The sequence below is a fragment of the Blautia sp. St.27G3 genome, from assembly GCF_059728505.1.
Map to the genome: position 1 here is coordinate 780,285 of NZ_BAAGFO010000001.1, position 15,161 is coordinate 795,445.

Sequence of the window (15,161 nt, forward strand, 5' to 3'; positions counted from 1 at the left end):
TTTCACAAAATTTTCCCACCTATGAGATTATTTTTTTCTTGCGGAGCTTTAGTTCGATATTTTTTCGCTTTGCTACGTTTTGAAACTGCCCGGCAACATAAGAACTTTTTTCTTTAAGTGTGAATCTTTTCAGTTCCGAGTTACCTTCTATTTGCATAAATATCTCATTTATTTCCTGCAATTCCAAAAGATTTACAGCCATACAAAAAAGAGTCTTTTTTCTGCCATCGTTATAATTATTTAACAGAAGATTCAATATTTCAGTCTTTTCTACTTGCTCTGCGTTGTATGCTTCTATCCCTATCTCTTTTGCTTTTTTCAAATCAGCTTTTCAGTTACGGTGTGTAATAAATGAATCAAAATCATCCATATGCGTGTACTTTTCACAAGGATACTCACTGCACTGGAAACAATACTCCACACCATCATGCCCTAAACTACACTTTGCAATTTTGCAAGATTGGTTTCCCTCTCCACCACCGCAGCCGGGACAGTATTTATTTAAGTGCATAGGACATAATCCACAATTCAAACCACAAAGTGAAAATAGCTGATTATCCCTTTGGAAGCCTTTCATACGCTATACCTCAAATCCCGAATTTTAATCTGATAGGCCAAAAGCCTACACAATAATTAAAACCACACTTATCTTAATTTCATTCTGAAAATCTTTGTCTACTTTACTTTCAAAACCAATTTTTGGCATGGATAATCAAACACCTCTAACTCATCATCATCCACAAATCCACAGGAATGATAACAATGACGGGCGGCAATCCCTTTCGGATCTCCTTCCCGGAACGTAATGACATGAATCATATCGCCATTTTCAAAACATTCTGTAACCTGCCTAATCAGTTGTTTTCCTATGCCCTGTTTCCGAAACTCCGGCATCACAGCCAAAAAGGTAAGCTCCTTTTCATAGTAAGAAAAAGAAATCATGCCTGCCACGATTCCTTTTTCCTCATATAAGAATGCCTCTTTTTGGTCAATCGCTTTATAAAGTGCTTCTAAAAATTCTGTTTCTTTATATCCGGCAAAATCATCTTTTACAGATTCCATCATAGAAAGTATCTGATTGATATCTTCTTTTTCAACATACCTTATCATGTTTCGTCCCCTTTCAATATTTGCAACAGACTGGAATTTACTTACCCATTATCTGTAAATGAACCAAGCTTCATTCTGCCCTATCGTTTTTTGAATAGGTGCTCACATACACCTCCTATTTTTCGCAATGAGATATTACTATTTGGGGCAAATTATTGCAACTCACATTTTCCAATGTCTGCATCTATTGTATTGCCAACTGCCAGAGTCATTCCAAGCGTTCTTTTTGATTTTTTCCTTGACTAATCAAAACAGCATTATAGCTTTCGTTGTTCTTCCGGTATGGCTTATTCATCTAGCGTATATCTTTTCATAGACCTCTTGCGTATAATTTCTCTTTTCCGTTTTCCATCTCATGAACCACACTGTCTTCTCACGCATATTTTAAACAAAAAAGGAGTTCTACCATGCCTGACAATTTTGACAATCGCCGCATGCGTCCTTGTCCTCCCTGTCCGCCATGCCGCTGTGACCGTGATCGCCGTGATGATCGCAGAGATAACCGCAGAGAAGACAGACGCGACGATCGCAGAGAAGACCGCAGAGAAGACAGACGCAATGATCGCAGAGAAGACCGCAGAGAAGACAGACGCAATGATCGCAGAGACGATAGACGAGACCATTATTAGGTTTAATATATTCGGGCTGCTTCGGCAGCCTTTTCTACAAATGTAGGTGGTAAATGGTCGGGCTTGTCCAGATTTTATCATCTTCCGAATACCCCTGTCTCAAAATGCGGCATATAGTTCTATCGGAATTTCATCTGGCATTCCTTCGATTGTTTCATAGCAAACAGCCTCTATCGCAGGATTTGCCAGCATATAGGCTAGATTATAGTTTTCTGTCAGAGCAGAGATAAACGTATCCATCAATACAGCCATCATGAGAAATCTGAACACCTTTATTCGTGAAATGTACATCGATCTTTGTAAGTAGCGCTACCAATTAAGTCTACCAGTACAGTTACCAAGATACTCATGTAATCGGAAACAGAACTCTCTTTGCTCTCCTATCCAAGCATATACACATTTTCCCTCCAAAATCAACAGAAGCCTTTGATCACTGGGCTTTTCTCGTAAGCATTACAACCGTCTCCACATGCACACTGTTCCCAAACATATCTACCGCACAAACCTTCTTCAATTCATACCCCTTCTCGCACAAATACTTCAAATCTCTTGCCAAAGTCGCAGAATCACAGCTTACGTACACAATGCGCTTCGGAGCCATCTGTATCATGGTATCGAGCACGCTTTGTTCGCATCCTTTGCGGGGCGGGTCGATCACTATTACGTCTGCAAAAATATGCTCCTTCTCAAATTTCTCCGGCAGAACCTCTTCTGCTTTCCCCACATAAAAGTCTGCATTTGTAATATGGTTCAGCTCTGCGTTGCTGCGGGCATCCCGGATTGCCTCGGGCACAATCTCCACACCATAAACATGCTTTGCCCTGCGGGCCAGGAACAAGGAAATCGTTCCAATACCGCAGTAGAGGTCCCATACGGTCTCCTCACCGGTCAGAGCAGCATACTCAAGCGCCTTGCCGTACAGCTTTTCTGTCTGTACCGGGTTTACCTGATAAAAAGAAAGAGGGGAAATCCGGAAACGGACGTCGCCGATATAGTCCTCGATATACTCCTTGCCTGCAAGTAGGGAAAGTGTCTTGCCCATGATAACGTTCGTTTTTTCCAGATTGCTGCTTAAGGTAATGCTCGACATACCTGGAAGCTGCATAAGCTCCTCTGCCAGAGCCTCCCCGCCCGGAAGCGTTCTGCCATTGATTACAACGCAGACCATGGTCTGTCCGGTCTGCTGCCCCACGCGCGTCATCACATGGCGCACCAGTCCGGTACCTGTTGTCTCATCATAGGCCGGAATCCTGTATGTTTCCATATGATGTAAAACAATATCCAAAATTTTCTGATTGATTTCATGTCCCAGCAGGCAATCACGGCATCCAATAATTGCATGCGTCCGCCCCGCATAAAAACCCGCAATCAGCTTCCCTGATTTATCCTTTCCGATTGGGAACTGCGCCTTATTGCGATAGCGATACGGCTCCTTCATTCCAATAATCGGCTCCATGGGCGGATTCTCAAATTTTCCGATCCGCTGCAAATTTTCCCGTACCTTTTTCTCTTTAAAGCGAAGCTGAGCCTCATAACTCATCGCCTGAATCTGACAGCCGCCGCACTGACGAGCCACCGGACACGGCGGCTCGATGCGATCCGCACTCGGCGTGATCAGACGAACCAACCTCGCATACCCATAATTCTTCTTCATCTTCATGATCTTGACCTCAGCGACGTCCCCGATCACAGTATCCTTTACAAAAAGAGCCAGGCCATCCACATGCCCGACTCCCATACCTTCACTGCTCATATCCTCAACCGACACAACTACCAAATCATCTTTTCTCATCTTCCGCCCCTTCATTTACCAAACTACTATATTACAAAAACCACTATGTGAATCATCTTGCAAAAATCAGCCCCTGGTACCAGGGGCGTCCTTTTCCTCAAATATGTTCCCGCAATCCTTAAAATTCTGTACTCTTCCTCAGATTCGACTCAAAAAGCTTGTTATACCCCAGCCATTCTTTATTCTCTCCCGCGCCTTTGAGTATCTCCCGCATGGTCTCAAGCTTGGCATCCGTATTGTCCGCATAATTAAGCGCCATTGCTTCCGCCAGAGCCGGTTTCTTCGGAGAACCGAATTCCAGTTCGCCGTGATGTGCCAGGATGCAGTGCTGAAGTTCGCTCATCAGTTTTTTCGGGAAATTTTTAATATGGCGGCAGCCAAAACCAACCAGCTCGCACCCCATCACAATGTGCCCCAGAAGCTGCCCGTCATCCGTATAGTCATTCTCCGGAAAATTCGAAATTTCCTTGAGTTTTCCGATATCATGAAACAGAGCTGCCGTAAAAAGCAGGTCTCTGTTCAGATAAGGATACTGTTTCACATAACATTCACACAGCTTCACAACGCCAAGCGTATGCTCCAGCAAGCCGCCCACAAAGCTGTGATGTACTGTCTTCGCAGCCGAATGCTTCTTAAAAGCATCCACAAAGGAGGCATTCTCCACAAAATACATCTGAATCAATTTCTGCAGGTACGGGTTCTCCACCTGCTTCATGCAGTCCATCAGCTCTTCGAACATTGCGTCAATATTCTTTTCGCTGACAGGAAGGTAATCTGCCGCCACATACTCTGAATCCTGCGCTCTGCGCGCCCGTTTGATATTCATCTGAAGCGTTCCCTGAAAGCAGTTGACATCCCCGGTGATAAATACATAATCCATCACTTCAAAGTCTTCAATCCCTGAGGAATTCGGATCCCATATCTTTGCATCAATCGTACCTGTTTTATCCTGCAGGATTACGTTTTCATACATCTTTCCGTTTTTCGCGGTAGCCGACTGCTTATATTTACACAGATAAATCTCATTTATTTTGTCGCCCTCGCGAAATGTCCCTATATATTTCATCTCTGTCTCCTATTCCTCTCTCATTTCACCGCAAAATCAGTGAAACCGCAACCGCCTTGTGCATTTGCCGGTCAAACTGTCTGCTCTTCCCAGATATTTTTATTCTATCACTTTCCAGCCAATTCCACCAGCATACGCCGCGGATTTTCTTTGATGAGCATCAGACCGCCAGTCGCCTCACTGTAGGCAAGTGTACTCCGGTCTACCACAATCCCGTTTTGATGATCGTAAACCAGGATATTCATCCCCCGATTTGCGAAATCCACATCCTGAAAATGGAATTCAAGTTCAGGAGCATCCTCCTCTTTGTAAGAGCTGTCGAGCTTATATTCCGTACCATCCGACAAATATCCCTTATGCTTCATCTTCTTTTCCGATGTGCTTTCATAAACACAGACCCCACTGTTTACCTGAGCGATATACGTATATCCGTAAAGCCCGTTGATCTGCCCCTGCAAACCAAGATCGGAAAATACCTCCAGCATCTCCGGTGAAAACAGCCCTGTCACATCAGCCGTTGTCTGAAGCAGAACATCATAGCGTTCATTTTTCAGATATGGAAGATACTCCATGACATCCACAGCCATCTGAAGCTTACTGTCTTCTTTTCGTTCACAGTACCTGTCATAATTTAATTCATTAAAACCTTCCACGTCCCTGAAATCCGTCAACTCATAATTTTCCTTCAGGTATGCGCCGATGTACCTGGACATTTTTTCCGCACCGGAAATATTCAGATGCTTTTTGTCCATAAAATCATTCACCGAATCAATTCCCATGGCCTCAAGTGCATCCATGGAGCACAGATCCAGGAACGGCAGCTCATGCTGCGCCGCAAATTCCGCCACCTGCTCATGCTGCGTAATGTTCCAGTCCGTACGCGGCGTTTTGATCAGAAGAAGCTCTATTCCGTTTTCCTCACAGAAATCAATAAACTTCTCCATATATTCCACCTCAAAGCTGTTCATGGCAGCTGTAGCGGACGGCTTATCGTTATCGTATGCAAGCGCATTGATATCAAGCGTCACTTTATCCGAATACAGCGCATTGCCCCGAAATACCATATGGTCATCCAGATAAAACGTAAAATCTTCCTCATCGAGATCATTCCATCTGGAATGGTATTTCGAAATACGGAAAATATAGCTGAAAAACGGCTCCTTGGCCCCATGGCTCCTGTGCGCAAGAAGCGCCTGAATCTTGTTCCACGACAGCTTCATATTGTCAAATGCCTGCCGGTATCTTGTCTCCGGAACTGTCTTGTAATAAAGCGCGGCTGTATCAATCACCGCAAGTTTGATCTTCTGCGTTTTATAACATTCCTTCAGCCAGGCATACGTTGCAAGCATTGGCTGTCTCGCAGTGCCCAGCGTATAGGCGGAAATTCCATAGTCCTCGTAAAGTTCCATCCCGGAAATTCCCTGCGCCACCTGACTGCTGCCAAAAAAAGCGACCTCTATGCTGTTTTTATCCAGCTTATAAAATTCTGTCGGCACCGAACTTTCATAGCAGACAGACGTCCATTTATTGATAAAAATATACGTCAGACAGATCACGCTTGCCAGCAGCACCAGCAAAAAACCTGCCACCTTACCAATCTGTTTTCTAGTCATAAACATCCCCTGTGCAATTAATACGCCATATAAACAAATGAAGCGGCGCTGTATCCTGGTCCATAGATACCAAAAATCATCACGGCGAGCACGCCCGCCAGATAAATACTCCAGCGAAATACCAGATTCTGCGCGGCAATCGTCTCACGAATGGAAGCCTTTTTCTGATACCAGCCCACTACACCGAAAACAGCAATAAACACAGCCGAAAGCAGCATCGCATCCTGTTCCAGCCCGAAGCTGTACAGTGTACCGTCCGTCAGTACCCAAGGATTGAAATCGGTCAGAATGCTCTTTCCGATGTGCAACGTTTTTCGCAGCCCGCCGGGCCGTGTCAAAAGCCGGCCGCCTGCAAAAATAAGCGTAGTTCTCGCCATCTGAAACAGTGACCAGGACATCGTCTCTGTCCGAATTTTGCATTTTACTGCAAGCTGATGCAGATCTTCCCCGAATGTGGACGAGATCAGCAGCAGAACGGTATAATAAACGCCCCATGCCAGGTACGTTTTCCCGGTTCCATGCCATAATCCGGTCAGAATCCACGTAACCGTGACCGGCAGAGCATTCATCGCCAGACGCGAAAGCCGCGGCGGCCAGTTGTTCCTCGTCTTTTTGCTGATCTTCTTGACCAGCTTCGAGGTGGACACTGGATAATACACATAGTCCTTAAACCACTCGCCCAGCGTAATGTGCCATCTTCTCCAGAATTCCGCAATGTCCTTTGAAGAGAACGGATGATCAAAATTCAGGTCAAGCTCCACGCCAAAAATCTGTGAGATTCCGCGCGCCATATCCATGCACCCAGAGAAATCCGCATATATGTACACCACGTCCAACAAAGCTGCAACCACAAAGATCAGCCCTTCTGCACGTTCATAATTCTTATAAACTCCGGAAATAAAAACATCGAGCCGGTCTGCGAGAATCAGCTTTTTCATGAATCCCCACACAATCAGCTGTATGCCGAAGGTCACTCTCTGATAATCAAAGCGCAGCTCCTCTTTCAGCCTCTGGCCGAGGCGGCCGTACCGCTCAATCGGTCCCTGCAGAATATGCGGAAAATAAATCAGATACAATAAAAAACGCGGATAGCTCTTCTCCCACGATATTCTTCTCCAATAAATATCCAGCAGATAACCGAGCGCGGAAAACGTATAGTAGGAGATTCCAAGCGGCACAATAATCGAAGCTGCCGTGAACTCACCGCTCCCGCCCGCGTGCTGCCACAGCGCATTGATCGGTTCCACAAAAAACTTCAGATATTTACACAGGATCAAAATGGCAAGGTTCAGCACCAGAACCCAGATCATGGTACTGCGGCATCGGGCCTTTGCCTGATCTTTGAGCTCCTTTTTTTCTTTTCGGGAAAGCCTGTCCGCTTTCGCCGCCTCCTCCTGCTCGTCATAGATACGTCCCATTTTCCGGCCTGCCAGGTAAACCGTAAACGAAGTCACAAAAATAAATGGAAGGTACCGGATACCTGCTATCGCGTAAAAAACTATGCTCGAGCAGAGCAGTACGATCCATCTATGTTTGACCGGACATATATAAAACGTAAAAAAGACAGCAATCAGGAAAATCAGAAATTTTACCTGTATGAACGTCATCTTATTCTCCTGTCAGCTCCTGTATCATATCCCACATTGCTTCTACACTGTCAAAGTTTTCCGGAACAATATATTCCATATCAATCTCTATATCAAACGTGTCCTCCAGCTCCGCCAGAACTGCGGACATATCAATCGAATCAATCAGCTTGTCTGTCACCAGATGCTTTTCATTTTCATAATCAATACTCGCGTTTACTCTTTTTAAGGCTTCAATTAATTCGTTCATAATACCCTCCGTTTTTTATTAATAAAATGTTACATTTGTCTTACATTTTAATTAGATAGACGGTTTGATTATATTACATTTTCAAAAGTTATGCAACTACAATTGTTACTTTATATAGGGAGAAATTGTAACGCCAGAATATAGAAAGTTTCAGTTTTCAAACCGGGAAGAATAAGGTAAAATAAAAGACAGGAAATTCAACAGAAAGTAATGGGGTATGGTTCATGAACGAAAAAGCACTAAAGGTACTCGAATACCATAAAATCATAGAACGGCTAACGCAGTACGCAGGCTCTCAGCCGGGCAAATCCCTTTGCCAGCAGCTAGTCCCGTCAGACGACCTTTCGGAAATCCGCCGGATGCAAAAGGAAACTTCGGATGCTGTAAGCCGGATCTGCCGCAAAGGAAACATCTCATTTTCCGGACTAAGCGATATCCGCAGTTCACTGAAGCGCCTGGAAATCGGCAGTTCTTTGAACATCGAAGAACTGCTTCGCGTATGCAAGCTGCTTGAGGTGACTGCTCGGGTAAAATCCTGGTCCCGCAGTGAAAACCGCGAAGAGATGCCGCAGGACTCCCTGGAGCAGATGTTCACAGATCTACAGCCACTCACACCGCTTGCCGCAGAAATCCGGCGCTGCATCATCTCTGAAGAAGAGATCAGCGACGACGCCAGCCCTGGCCTGCGTCAGGTACGCCGCGCCATCCGTCTGGCAAACGAAAAAATCCGCACACAGCTGGCCGGCCTCGTAAACGGCCCGTCCCGCACTTATCTGCAAGACGCTGTGATCACTCAGCGAAACGGCCGCTTCTGTATTCCGGTTAAGGCAGAATACCGCGGGCAGATTCCCGGTATGATCCACGATCAATCCTCCTCCGGTTCTACGCTCTTTGTTGAGCCGATGGCTGTCGTAAAGCTGAACAACGACCTGCGGGAACTCGAGATCAAAGAAGAAAAAGAAATTGAAATCGTACTCGCAACTTTGAGCAGCCTAGTTGCCGCACAGAGTGAGCCTCTGAATTACAACGTACTGCTGCTTACAGAGCTTGACTTCATCTTTGCCCGCGCACAGCTCTCCCTCTCTTACAACGGAACAGAGCCCGATTTTAACGAAGAAGGACGGATTCGCATCAAAAAAGGCCGTCATCCGCTGCTGGACCCGAAATCTGTCGTGCCGGTTGACATTCATCTTGGAGATACCTTCACATTGCTTGTCATCTCCGGACCGAATACTGGCGGTAAGACTGTTTCCCTCAAAACAGTCGGTCTTTTCACACTGCTCGGACAGGCTGGGCTTCACATCCCTGCCTTCGACCACAGTGAGCTCGCCGTTTTCCATGAAGTGTACGCAGACATCGGAGACGAACAGAGTATTGAACAGAGCCTCAGTACCTTTTCGTCCCACATGACAAATATTGTATCCTTCTGGGAACAGGCTGACGACCGCTCCCTTGTACTGTTTGATGAGCTCGGCGCCGGAACAGACCCGACGGAAGGAGCCGCTCTTGCGATCTCCATCCTGTCCAACCTGCACCGCCGCGGCACCCGCACGATCGCCACAACACATTACAGTGAATTAAAGGTGTACGCGCTGTCAACTCCCGGCGTGGAAAACGGTTGCTGTGAATTCAGCGTGGAAACCTTACGTCCCACCTACCGCCTCCTGATCGGTATTCCTGGAAAGAGCAACGCCTTTGCGATCTCCGAAAAGCTCGGGCTTCCGGATTACGTCATTGAAGAGGCAAAAGAACATCTGACGCAGGATGCGGAGGATTTTGAGGACGTCATCGCAAATCTTGAGACAAGCCGCGCCACCATTGAGCAGGAACAGCAGGAAATCAACCGCTACAAACAGGAAATCGAAGAGCTGAAAAAACGGCTTGAGCGTAAGGAAGACCGACTGGAATCAAACCGTGACGCCATTTTGCAAAAAGCCCGGGAAGAAGCACAGAGCATCCTGCGCGAAGCAAAGGAATATGCGGACGACACCATCCGCAAATATAACAAACTCGGAAAAGAATCCGACGCTTCCAAAAAGATGGAGCAGGAACGTACGCGGCTGCGCGAAAAAATGTCCGGCATCGAAAAAGAGCTCGGGATAAAAGCAGCGAAAAAACATGGAAAAGAGCTCACGGCAAAGGACCTGCGCATCGGCGACAGCGTGCGCGTCCTCAGCATGAACCTCAAAGGTACCGTCAGTACACTCCCTGACGCAAAAGGGAACCTTTTTGTTCAAATGGGAATCCTTCGCTCTCAGATCAATATCAAAGATCTTGAAAAGCTTGAGGACGAACCAGCTTTCAAAGCCAAAAAAGCGGCCCATGCAAGCACCGGAAAGGTCAAAATGGCAAAATCCTACTCCATCAGCGCGGAAATCAACCTGATCGGTCTGAATTCGGATGAGGCTATTGTCGAACTTGATAAATACCTTGACGATGCTTACCTCGCACACCTCTCTCCGGTACGTGTCGTGCACGGAAAGGGCAGCGGTATTCTGCGCAAGGCCGTACATCAGCATCTGCGCAAGCAGAAAAACGTCGCTTCCTTCCGCCTGGGCGAATACGGCGAGGGCGACGCGGGAGTTACGATTGTGGAATTTAAATAAAAGGAGCGTTTATATGATTGCCAGACAGAAAATTCTGATTGTTGACGATGATGAACATATTTCAGAACTGATTTCCCTCTATCTGACGAAGGAATTTTATGACACAAAGATGGTTTACGACGGAGAAGCTGCCCTGAAAGCCTTTGAATCCTTTCAGCCCAATCTGATTCTGCTGGATCTGATGCTGCCCGGCATTGACGGCTACCAGGTCTGCCGGGAAATCCGCCAGCGTTCCAGTGTTCCGATCATCATGCTCTCGGCAAAAGGAGAGATATTCGATAAAGTACTTGGCCTCGAACTCGGCGCAGACGATTATATCATCAAGCCCTTTGACTCAAAAGAACTCGTCGCCCGCGTCAAAGCAGTCCTGCGGCGTTACCAGCCCTATCCGGCCACCCAGCCAAAACCTGCCGGAAAGTATGTGCAGTACCCGGAGCTTCTGATCAACCTGACAAACTATTCCGTCATTTACAAAGGACAGACCGTCGAGATGCCACCCAAGGAACTGGAACTTCTCTATTTCCTTGCTGCTTCCCCCAACCAGGTATTTACCAGGGAACAGCTTCTCGACCATATCTGGGGCTATGAGTATATCGGAGATACCAGAACAGTCGACGTCCACATCAAACGAATCCGCGAAAAAATTAAAGATCATGAAAAATGGTCCATCGCGACAGTATGGGGAATCGGCTATAAATTCGAGGTGCGGTCATGAAACATAAACTGCTTCTTACCTGCCTGGGAGCATACATCCTTTTCCTCCTGGGCAGTTTCGCCGCTGTCCTCTTTCTGACTCCGTCGCTGATCACTGACTATCTCATTGCCGCTGCGCCCAAGGAAGTGATACGGTATCTGAACAGCCACTTTGTTGACATTCAAAATGTCTGTTATCTGCTGCTTTTTGTCGTATTTCTTCTCTCACTTTTTCCTGCCGGCATCTTCTTTCTGGCCTTTTACCGCCCGCTCAGCAGGATTACGGATGCAGCGGCCAAATACACGGACGGGTACAATCACCCGGCCCTGGAATACGACCATGATAACGAGCTCGGCAAACTGGCCGCCTCTGTGAATTATCTTGCAGAGGCCGTGCACAATTCCGAGGATTCCCAGCGGAAGTTTCTCTCCAACATTTCCCATGATTTCCGTTCCCCTCTGACCTCCATCAAAGGATACGTAGAGGCCATTCTCGACGGTACGATCCCACCGGAAATGCAGGAAAAATATCTGAGCATTGTTGTAGATGAGACGGAACGGCTGAATAAACTGACAGAAGGCCTTCTGACGCTGAATACCTTCGACGACCGCGGAGTCTATCTTGAAATGACAGATTTTGACCTTGTTCCGGTCATTCGGAGCACTGCTGATCTGTTTGAAGGTATCTGCCAGAAAAAGAATGTGCATATCAAAATCTTTTTTTATGCTTCATCCATCCAGGTTCACGCAGACCGTGGCAAAATCCAGCAGGTGCTCTACAATCTGCTCGACAATGCCATCAAATTCAGCTACAGTGATTCCGTCCTTCTGATTCGGGTATACGGCCAGAAAAACCGCATCTTCGTTTCCGTCAAGGACCATGGAGAAGGAATTGCGAAAGAGCATCTTCCGAAAATCTGGGATCGGTTTTATAAATCAGACGCATCCAGAGGACGCGATAAGAAGGGAACCGGGCTGGGTCTGTCGATTGTAAAAGAGATTATTCATGCGCATGGCCAGAATATCAATGTCGTCAGCACACAGAATGTTGGCACAGAATTTACCTTTTCGCTGCAAAGGGCGACTCTTTAAAACAGATGACCATAAAAAATTCCCGGAACTTTCTGCAAAAGAATCATGGTTGGATTCCTCTGCTGAAAACTTCCGGGATTTTTTTATATTCGAACTTTTTGTTCTTTTATCTTACAGCCAAGCCTTAATCTGCTCGTAAACGCCTGCGCCATCAAGCTTATACTTTGTAAGAAGCGCAGCTGCCGGACCGGACTCGCCGAACGTATCCTGCACACCAATACGAAGAACCGGTGTCGGAGCTTTTGCAGCAAGTGTCTCGCAGACAGCGCCGCCAAGACCTCCGATGACAGAATGCTCTTCCACGGTTACAACCTTACCGGTTGCCTTTGCTGCTTCTACTACGAGTTCCTCGTCCAGAGGCTTGATCGTATGGATATTGATTACCTTTGCAGAAACACCGTCTTTCGCAAGCATTTCCGCAGCCTCAAGGGCACTGTTTACACAAAGGCCGGTCGCGATGATCGTCAGGTCACTTCCGTCGCGAAGCGCAACACCCTTGCCAATCTCGAATTTGTAATCCGGATTCGTATTAATCACCGGAACAGCCAGACGGCCAAAACGCAGATAAACCGGTCCCTCATGCTCATAAGCCGCTTTCACAGCTGCCTTTGCTTCCACATCGTCGGACGGGTTGATGATCGTCATCCCCGGGATTGTACGCATCAAAGCGATATCCTCGTTGCACTGATGCGTAGCGCCATCTTCACCAACAGAAATACCCGCATGGGTCGCGCCGATCTTTACATTCAGATGCGGATAACCGATGGAATTGCGGATCTGCTCAAATGCACGTCCGGATGCAAACATGGCAAACGTGCTCGCAAACGGCACCTTGCCTGTTGTTGCAAGACCTGCTGCTACGCCCATCATATTTCCCTCTGCGATACCACAGTCAATATGTCTTTCCGGAAATGCTTTCATAAATACGCTTGTCTTGGTAGCTCCTGCAAGGTCAGCGTCAAGAACTACGATATTGTCGTGCTGTGCACCAAGTTCTGCAAGAGCGTTTCCATAGCTCTCTCTCGTGGCAATTTTCTTTACTTCTGACATAATGCTTCCCCCACTTTCTCTAAATCTGCAATTGCAACGGCGTACTGCTCATCGTTCGGAGCAGAGCCGTGCCAGGATGCCTGATCCTCCATGAATGATACGCCTTTGCCCTTCATGGTCTTCATGACAATGGCAACCGGCTGCCCTTTCACGGTCTTTGCCTCTGCAAATGCCGCTGCAAGCTGCTCCATATCATTGCCGTCTGCAACATTGATCACATGGAAATTAAATGCTTCGAATTTCTTGTCGATCGGATACGGGGAACATACATCCGCTACCCTTCCGTCAATCTGCAGGCCGTTGTTGTCAACAATCACGGTAAGATTGTCCAGCTTTCTGTGACCTGCAAGCATTGCTGCCTCCCATACCTGGCCTTCCTGAATCTCGCCGTCGCCAAGCAGCGTGTACACGTGGTAGGATTTGCCGTCCAGCTTTCCTGCCACTGCCATTCCAACTGCTGCGGAGATTCCCTGTCCGAGGGAACCGGAGGACATATCAACGCCCGGGAGGTGCTGCATACACGGATGTCCCTGAAGATGGGAACCAACATGACGAAGCGTCGCCATATCCTCAACCGGGAAATATCCTCTGTGCGCCATAGCTGAATAATAGCCAGGAGCCGTGTGGCCCTTTGAAAGCACGAAACGGTCTCTGTCCGGATCTGCCGGGTTTTTCGGGTCAACGTTCATCTCCTCAAAATAAAGATACGTAAACAGATCAGCGGCGGAAAGTGATCCGCCCGGATGACCGGACTTCGCGCTGTATACAGCTGTCACAATACTTTTGCGGACTTCGTTCGCAATTTTCTGTAATTCCAATATTGTCATAATGGTTATTTCCTTTCTCTTTTTTCTTTTACGCCAGGCCCCTGCTCCTTCCGGCCGGCTCCTGGCCATCCACTTCTTGGGCAGCACATGATCTTACTGTCCGTAATAGGCGTTTGCACCATGTTTACGCATAAAATGCTTTTCTTTTATGCAATCTGGCGCAGGTGTCACGCGTGGATTGATCAGTTCTGTGCGGCATGCCATCTTCGCTACCTCTTCCAGGACAACCGCGTTATGAACTGCCTCATGTGCATCCTTTCCCCAGGTAAACGGACCATGGTTCGAACACAAAACGGCCGGTACATAAGATGGATTGATCTTCTTTTCCCGGAACGTTTCGATGATAACCAGACCCGTATTTTTCTCGTACTCTCCGTTAATCTCTTCCTCAGTCAGGCTTCTTGCACACGGAATCGGCCCGTACATATAGTCGGCATGTGTCGTTCCGTAACACGGAATGCTTCTGCCGGCCTGTGCCCATGAAGTCGCCCAGGATGAATGTGTATGGACAATGCCGCCCACCTCCGGAAATGCCTTGTACAGCTCGATATGTGTCGCGGTATCAGAGGATGGTTTGTATTTTCCTTCGATCCGATTGCCATCCAGATCCATCACTACCATATCGTCCGGCGTAAGACTATCGTACTCTACGCCGCTCGGCTTAATCACAAAATATCCGGTTGCACGGTCAATTCCACTGACATTTCCCCAGGTATATGTGACCAGACCGCGGCGCGGCAGTTCCATATTGGCTTCATACACCTGCTTTTTCAGCTCCTCTAACATAGCTTCCTCCTTATGAAATTTGCTTCTACTATCATACACGTTTTTCCTTGGTTCGTCCAGG

14 protein-coding genes and 1 pseudogene are annotated in these 15,161 nt (G+C 47.1%); 4 read left to right on the forward strand and 11 right to left on the reverse strand.

Annotated elements, in window-relative coordinates; all coding sequences use genetic code 11:
- Positions 1-19: 19 nt before the first annotated feature.
- Positions 20-577 (reverse strand): annotated as a pseudogene (locus AC6I2O_RS03620) (DUF3795 domain-containing protein).
- A gap of 98 nt (positions 578-675) precedes the next feature.
- The gene (locus tag AC6I2O_RS03625) at positions 676-1,110 is read right to left on the reverse strand and encodes a GNAT family N-acetyltransferase (protein ID WP_120392659.1); all 435 of its coding nucleotides are present in this window, start codon (positions 1,108-1,110) and stop codon (positions 676-678) included.
- Positions 1,111-1,596: 486 nt separating this feature from the next.
- On the opposite strand from AC6I2O_RS03625, the gene AC6I2O_RS03630 reads away from it, so the two are divergent.
- Positions 1,597-1,785, forward strand: coding sequence for a hypothetical protein (locus tag AC6I2O_RS03630; protein WP_497741830.1), 189 nt, complete (start codon positions 1,597-1,599; stop codon positions 1,783-1,785).
- A gap of 53 nt (positions 1,786-1,838) precedes the next feature.
- Here AC6I2O_RS03630 and AC6I2O_RS03635 read toward each other — a convergent pair whose 3' ends face one another.
- From AC6I2O_RS03635 to AC6I2O_RS03660, 6 genes are all read right to left on the reverse strand, one after another.
- A complete protein-coding gene (locus AC6I2O_RS03635) occupies positions 1,839-1,994 on the reverse strand; it encodes a hypothetical protein (RefSeq protein WP_497741831.1) in 156 nt (51 codons plus the stop codon).
- Between the two features lie 175 nt (positions 1,995-2,169).
- On the reverse strand, positions 2,170-3,531 hold the full coding sequence (rlmD, locus tag AC6I2O_RS03640) for a 23S rRNA (uracil(1939)-C(5))-methyltransferase RlmD (RefSeq protein WP_120392657.1): 1,362 nt from the start codon (positions 3,529-3,531) through the stop codon (positions 2,170-2,172).
- A 118-nt stretch (positions 3,532-3,649) separates the two neighbouring features.
- Positions 3,650-4,597 (reverse strand): 3'-5' exoribonuclease YhaM family protein, encoded by a 948-nt coding sequence (locus tag AC6I2O_RS03645; protein WP_120392656.1) that lies wholly within the window; start codon positions 4,595-4,597, stop codon positions 3,650-3,652.
- 107 nt (positions 4,598-4,704) lie between these two features.
- The gene (locus AC6I2O_RS03650; RefSeq protein ID WP_497741832.1) at positions 4,705-6,210 is read right to left on the reverse strand and encodes an LB_356 family protein; all 1,506 of its coding nucleotides are present in this window, start codon (positions 6,208-6,210) and stop codon (positions 4,705-4,707) included.
- A gap of 17 nt (positions 6,211-6,227) precedes the next feature.
- Positions 6,228-7,817, reverse strand: coding sequence for an MBOAT family O-acyltransferase (locus tag AC6I2O_RS03655; protein WP_497741833.1), 1,590 nt, complete (start codon positions 7,815-7,817; stop codon positions 6,228-6,230).
- Between the two features lies 1 nt (position 7,818).
- Positions 7,819-8,046 (reverse strand): acyl carrier protein, encoded by a 228-nt coding sequence (locus AC6I2O_RS03660; protein WP_120392653.1) that lies wholly within the window; start codon positions 8,044-8,046, stop codon positions 7,819-7,821.
- A 224-nt stretch (positions 8,047-8,270) separates the two neighbouring features.
- Between AC6I2O_RS03660 and AC6I2O_RS03665 the strand changes: the two genes are divergently transcribed.
- The 3 genes from AC6I2O_RS03665 to AC6I2O_RS03675 are packed head-to-tail and all read left to right on the forward strand — an operon-like array spanning position 8,271 to position 12,437.
- A complete protein-coding gene (locus tag AC6I2O_RS03665; RefSeq protein WP_497741834.1) occupies positions 8,271-10,652 on the forward strand; it encodes an endonuclease MutS2 in 2,382 nt (793 codons plus the stop codon).
- A gap of 13 nt (positions 10,653-10,665) precedes the next feature.
- Entirely contained in the window at positions 10,666-11,367 is a 702-nt protein-coding gene (locus tag AC6I2O_RS03670) for a response regulator (RefSeq protein WP_120392651.1), read from the forward strand.
- Positions 11,364-12,437, forward strand: coding sequence for a HAMP domain-containing sensor histidine kinase (locus AC6I2O_RS03675; protein ID WP_497741835.1), 1,074 nt, complete (start codon positions 11,364-11,366; stop codon positions 12,435-12,437). Before AC6I2O_RS03670 ends, AC6I2O_RS03675 begins: the two co-directional genes overlap by 4 nt.
- Positions 12,438-12,548: 111 nt before the next feature.
- Here AC6I2O_RS03675 and AC6I2O_RS03680 read toward each other — a convergent pair whose 3' ends face one another.
- Genes AC6I2O_RS03680 through AC6I2O_RS03690 form a run of 3 tightly spaced genes read right to left on the reverse strand, consistent with a single transcriptional unit; the run spans position 12,549 to position 15,100 of the window.
- Positions 12,549-13,487 (reverse strand): transketolase family protein, encoded by a 939-nt coding sequence (locus AC6I2O_RS03680; RefSeq protein WP_497741836.1) that lies wholly within the window; start codon positions 13,485-13,487, stop codon positions 12,549-12,551.
- Positions 13,475-14,383 carry a transketolase gene (locus AC6I2O_RS03685; protein WP_120392648.1) on the reverse strand — a complete coding sequence of 303 codons (909 nt, stop codon included), beginning with the start codon at positions 14,381-14,383 and terminating at the stop codon, positions 13,475-13,477. The genes AC6I2O_RS03680 and AC6I2O_RS03685 overlap by 13 nt, the downstream gene beginning before the upstream one ends.
- Before the next feature lie 24 nt (positions 14,384-14,407).
- Positions 14,408-15,100 (reverse strand): L-ribulose-5-phosphate 4-epimerase, encoded by a 693-nt coding sequence (locus AC6I2O_RS03690; RefSeq protein ID WP_120392647.1) that lies wholly within the window; start codon positions 15,098-15,100, stop codon positions 14,408-14,410.
- Between the last annotated feature and the right edge of the window lie 61 nt (positions 15,101-15,161).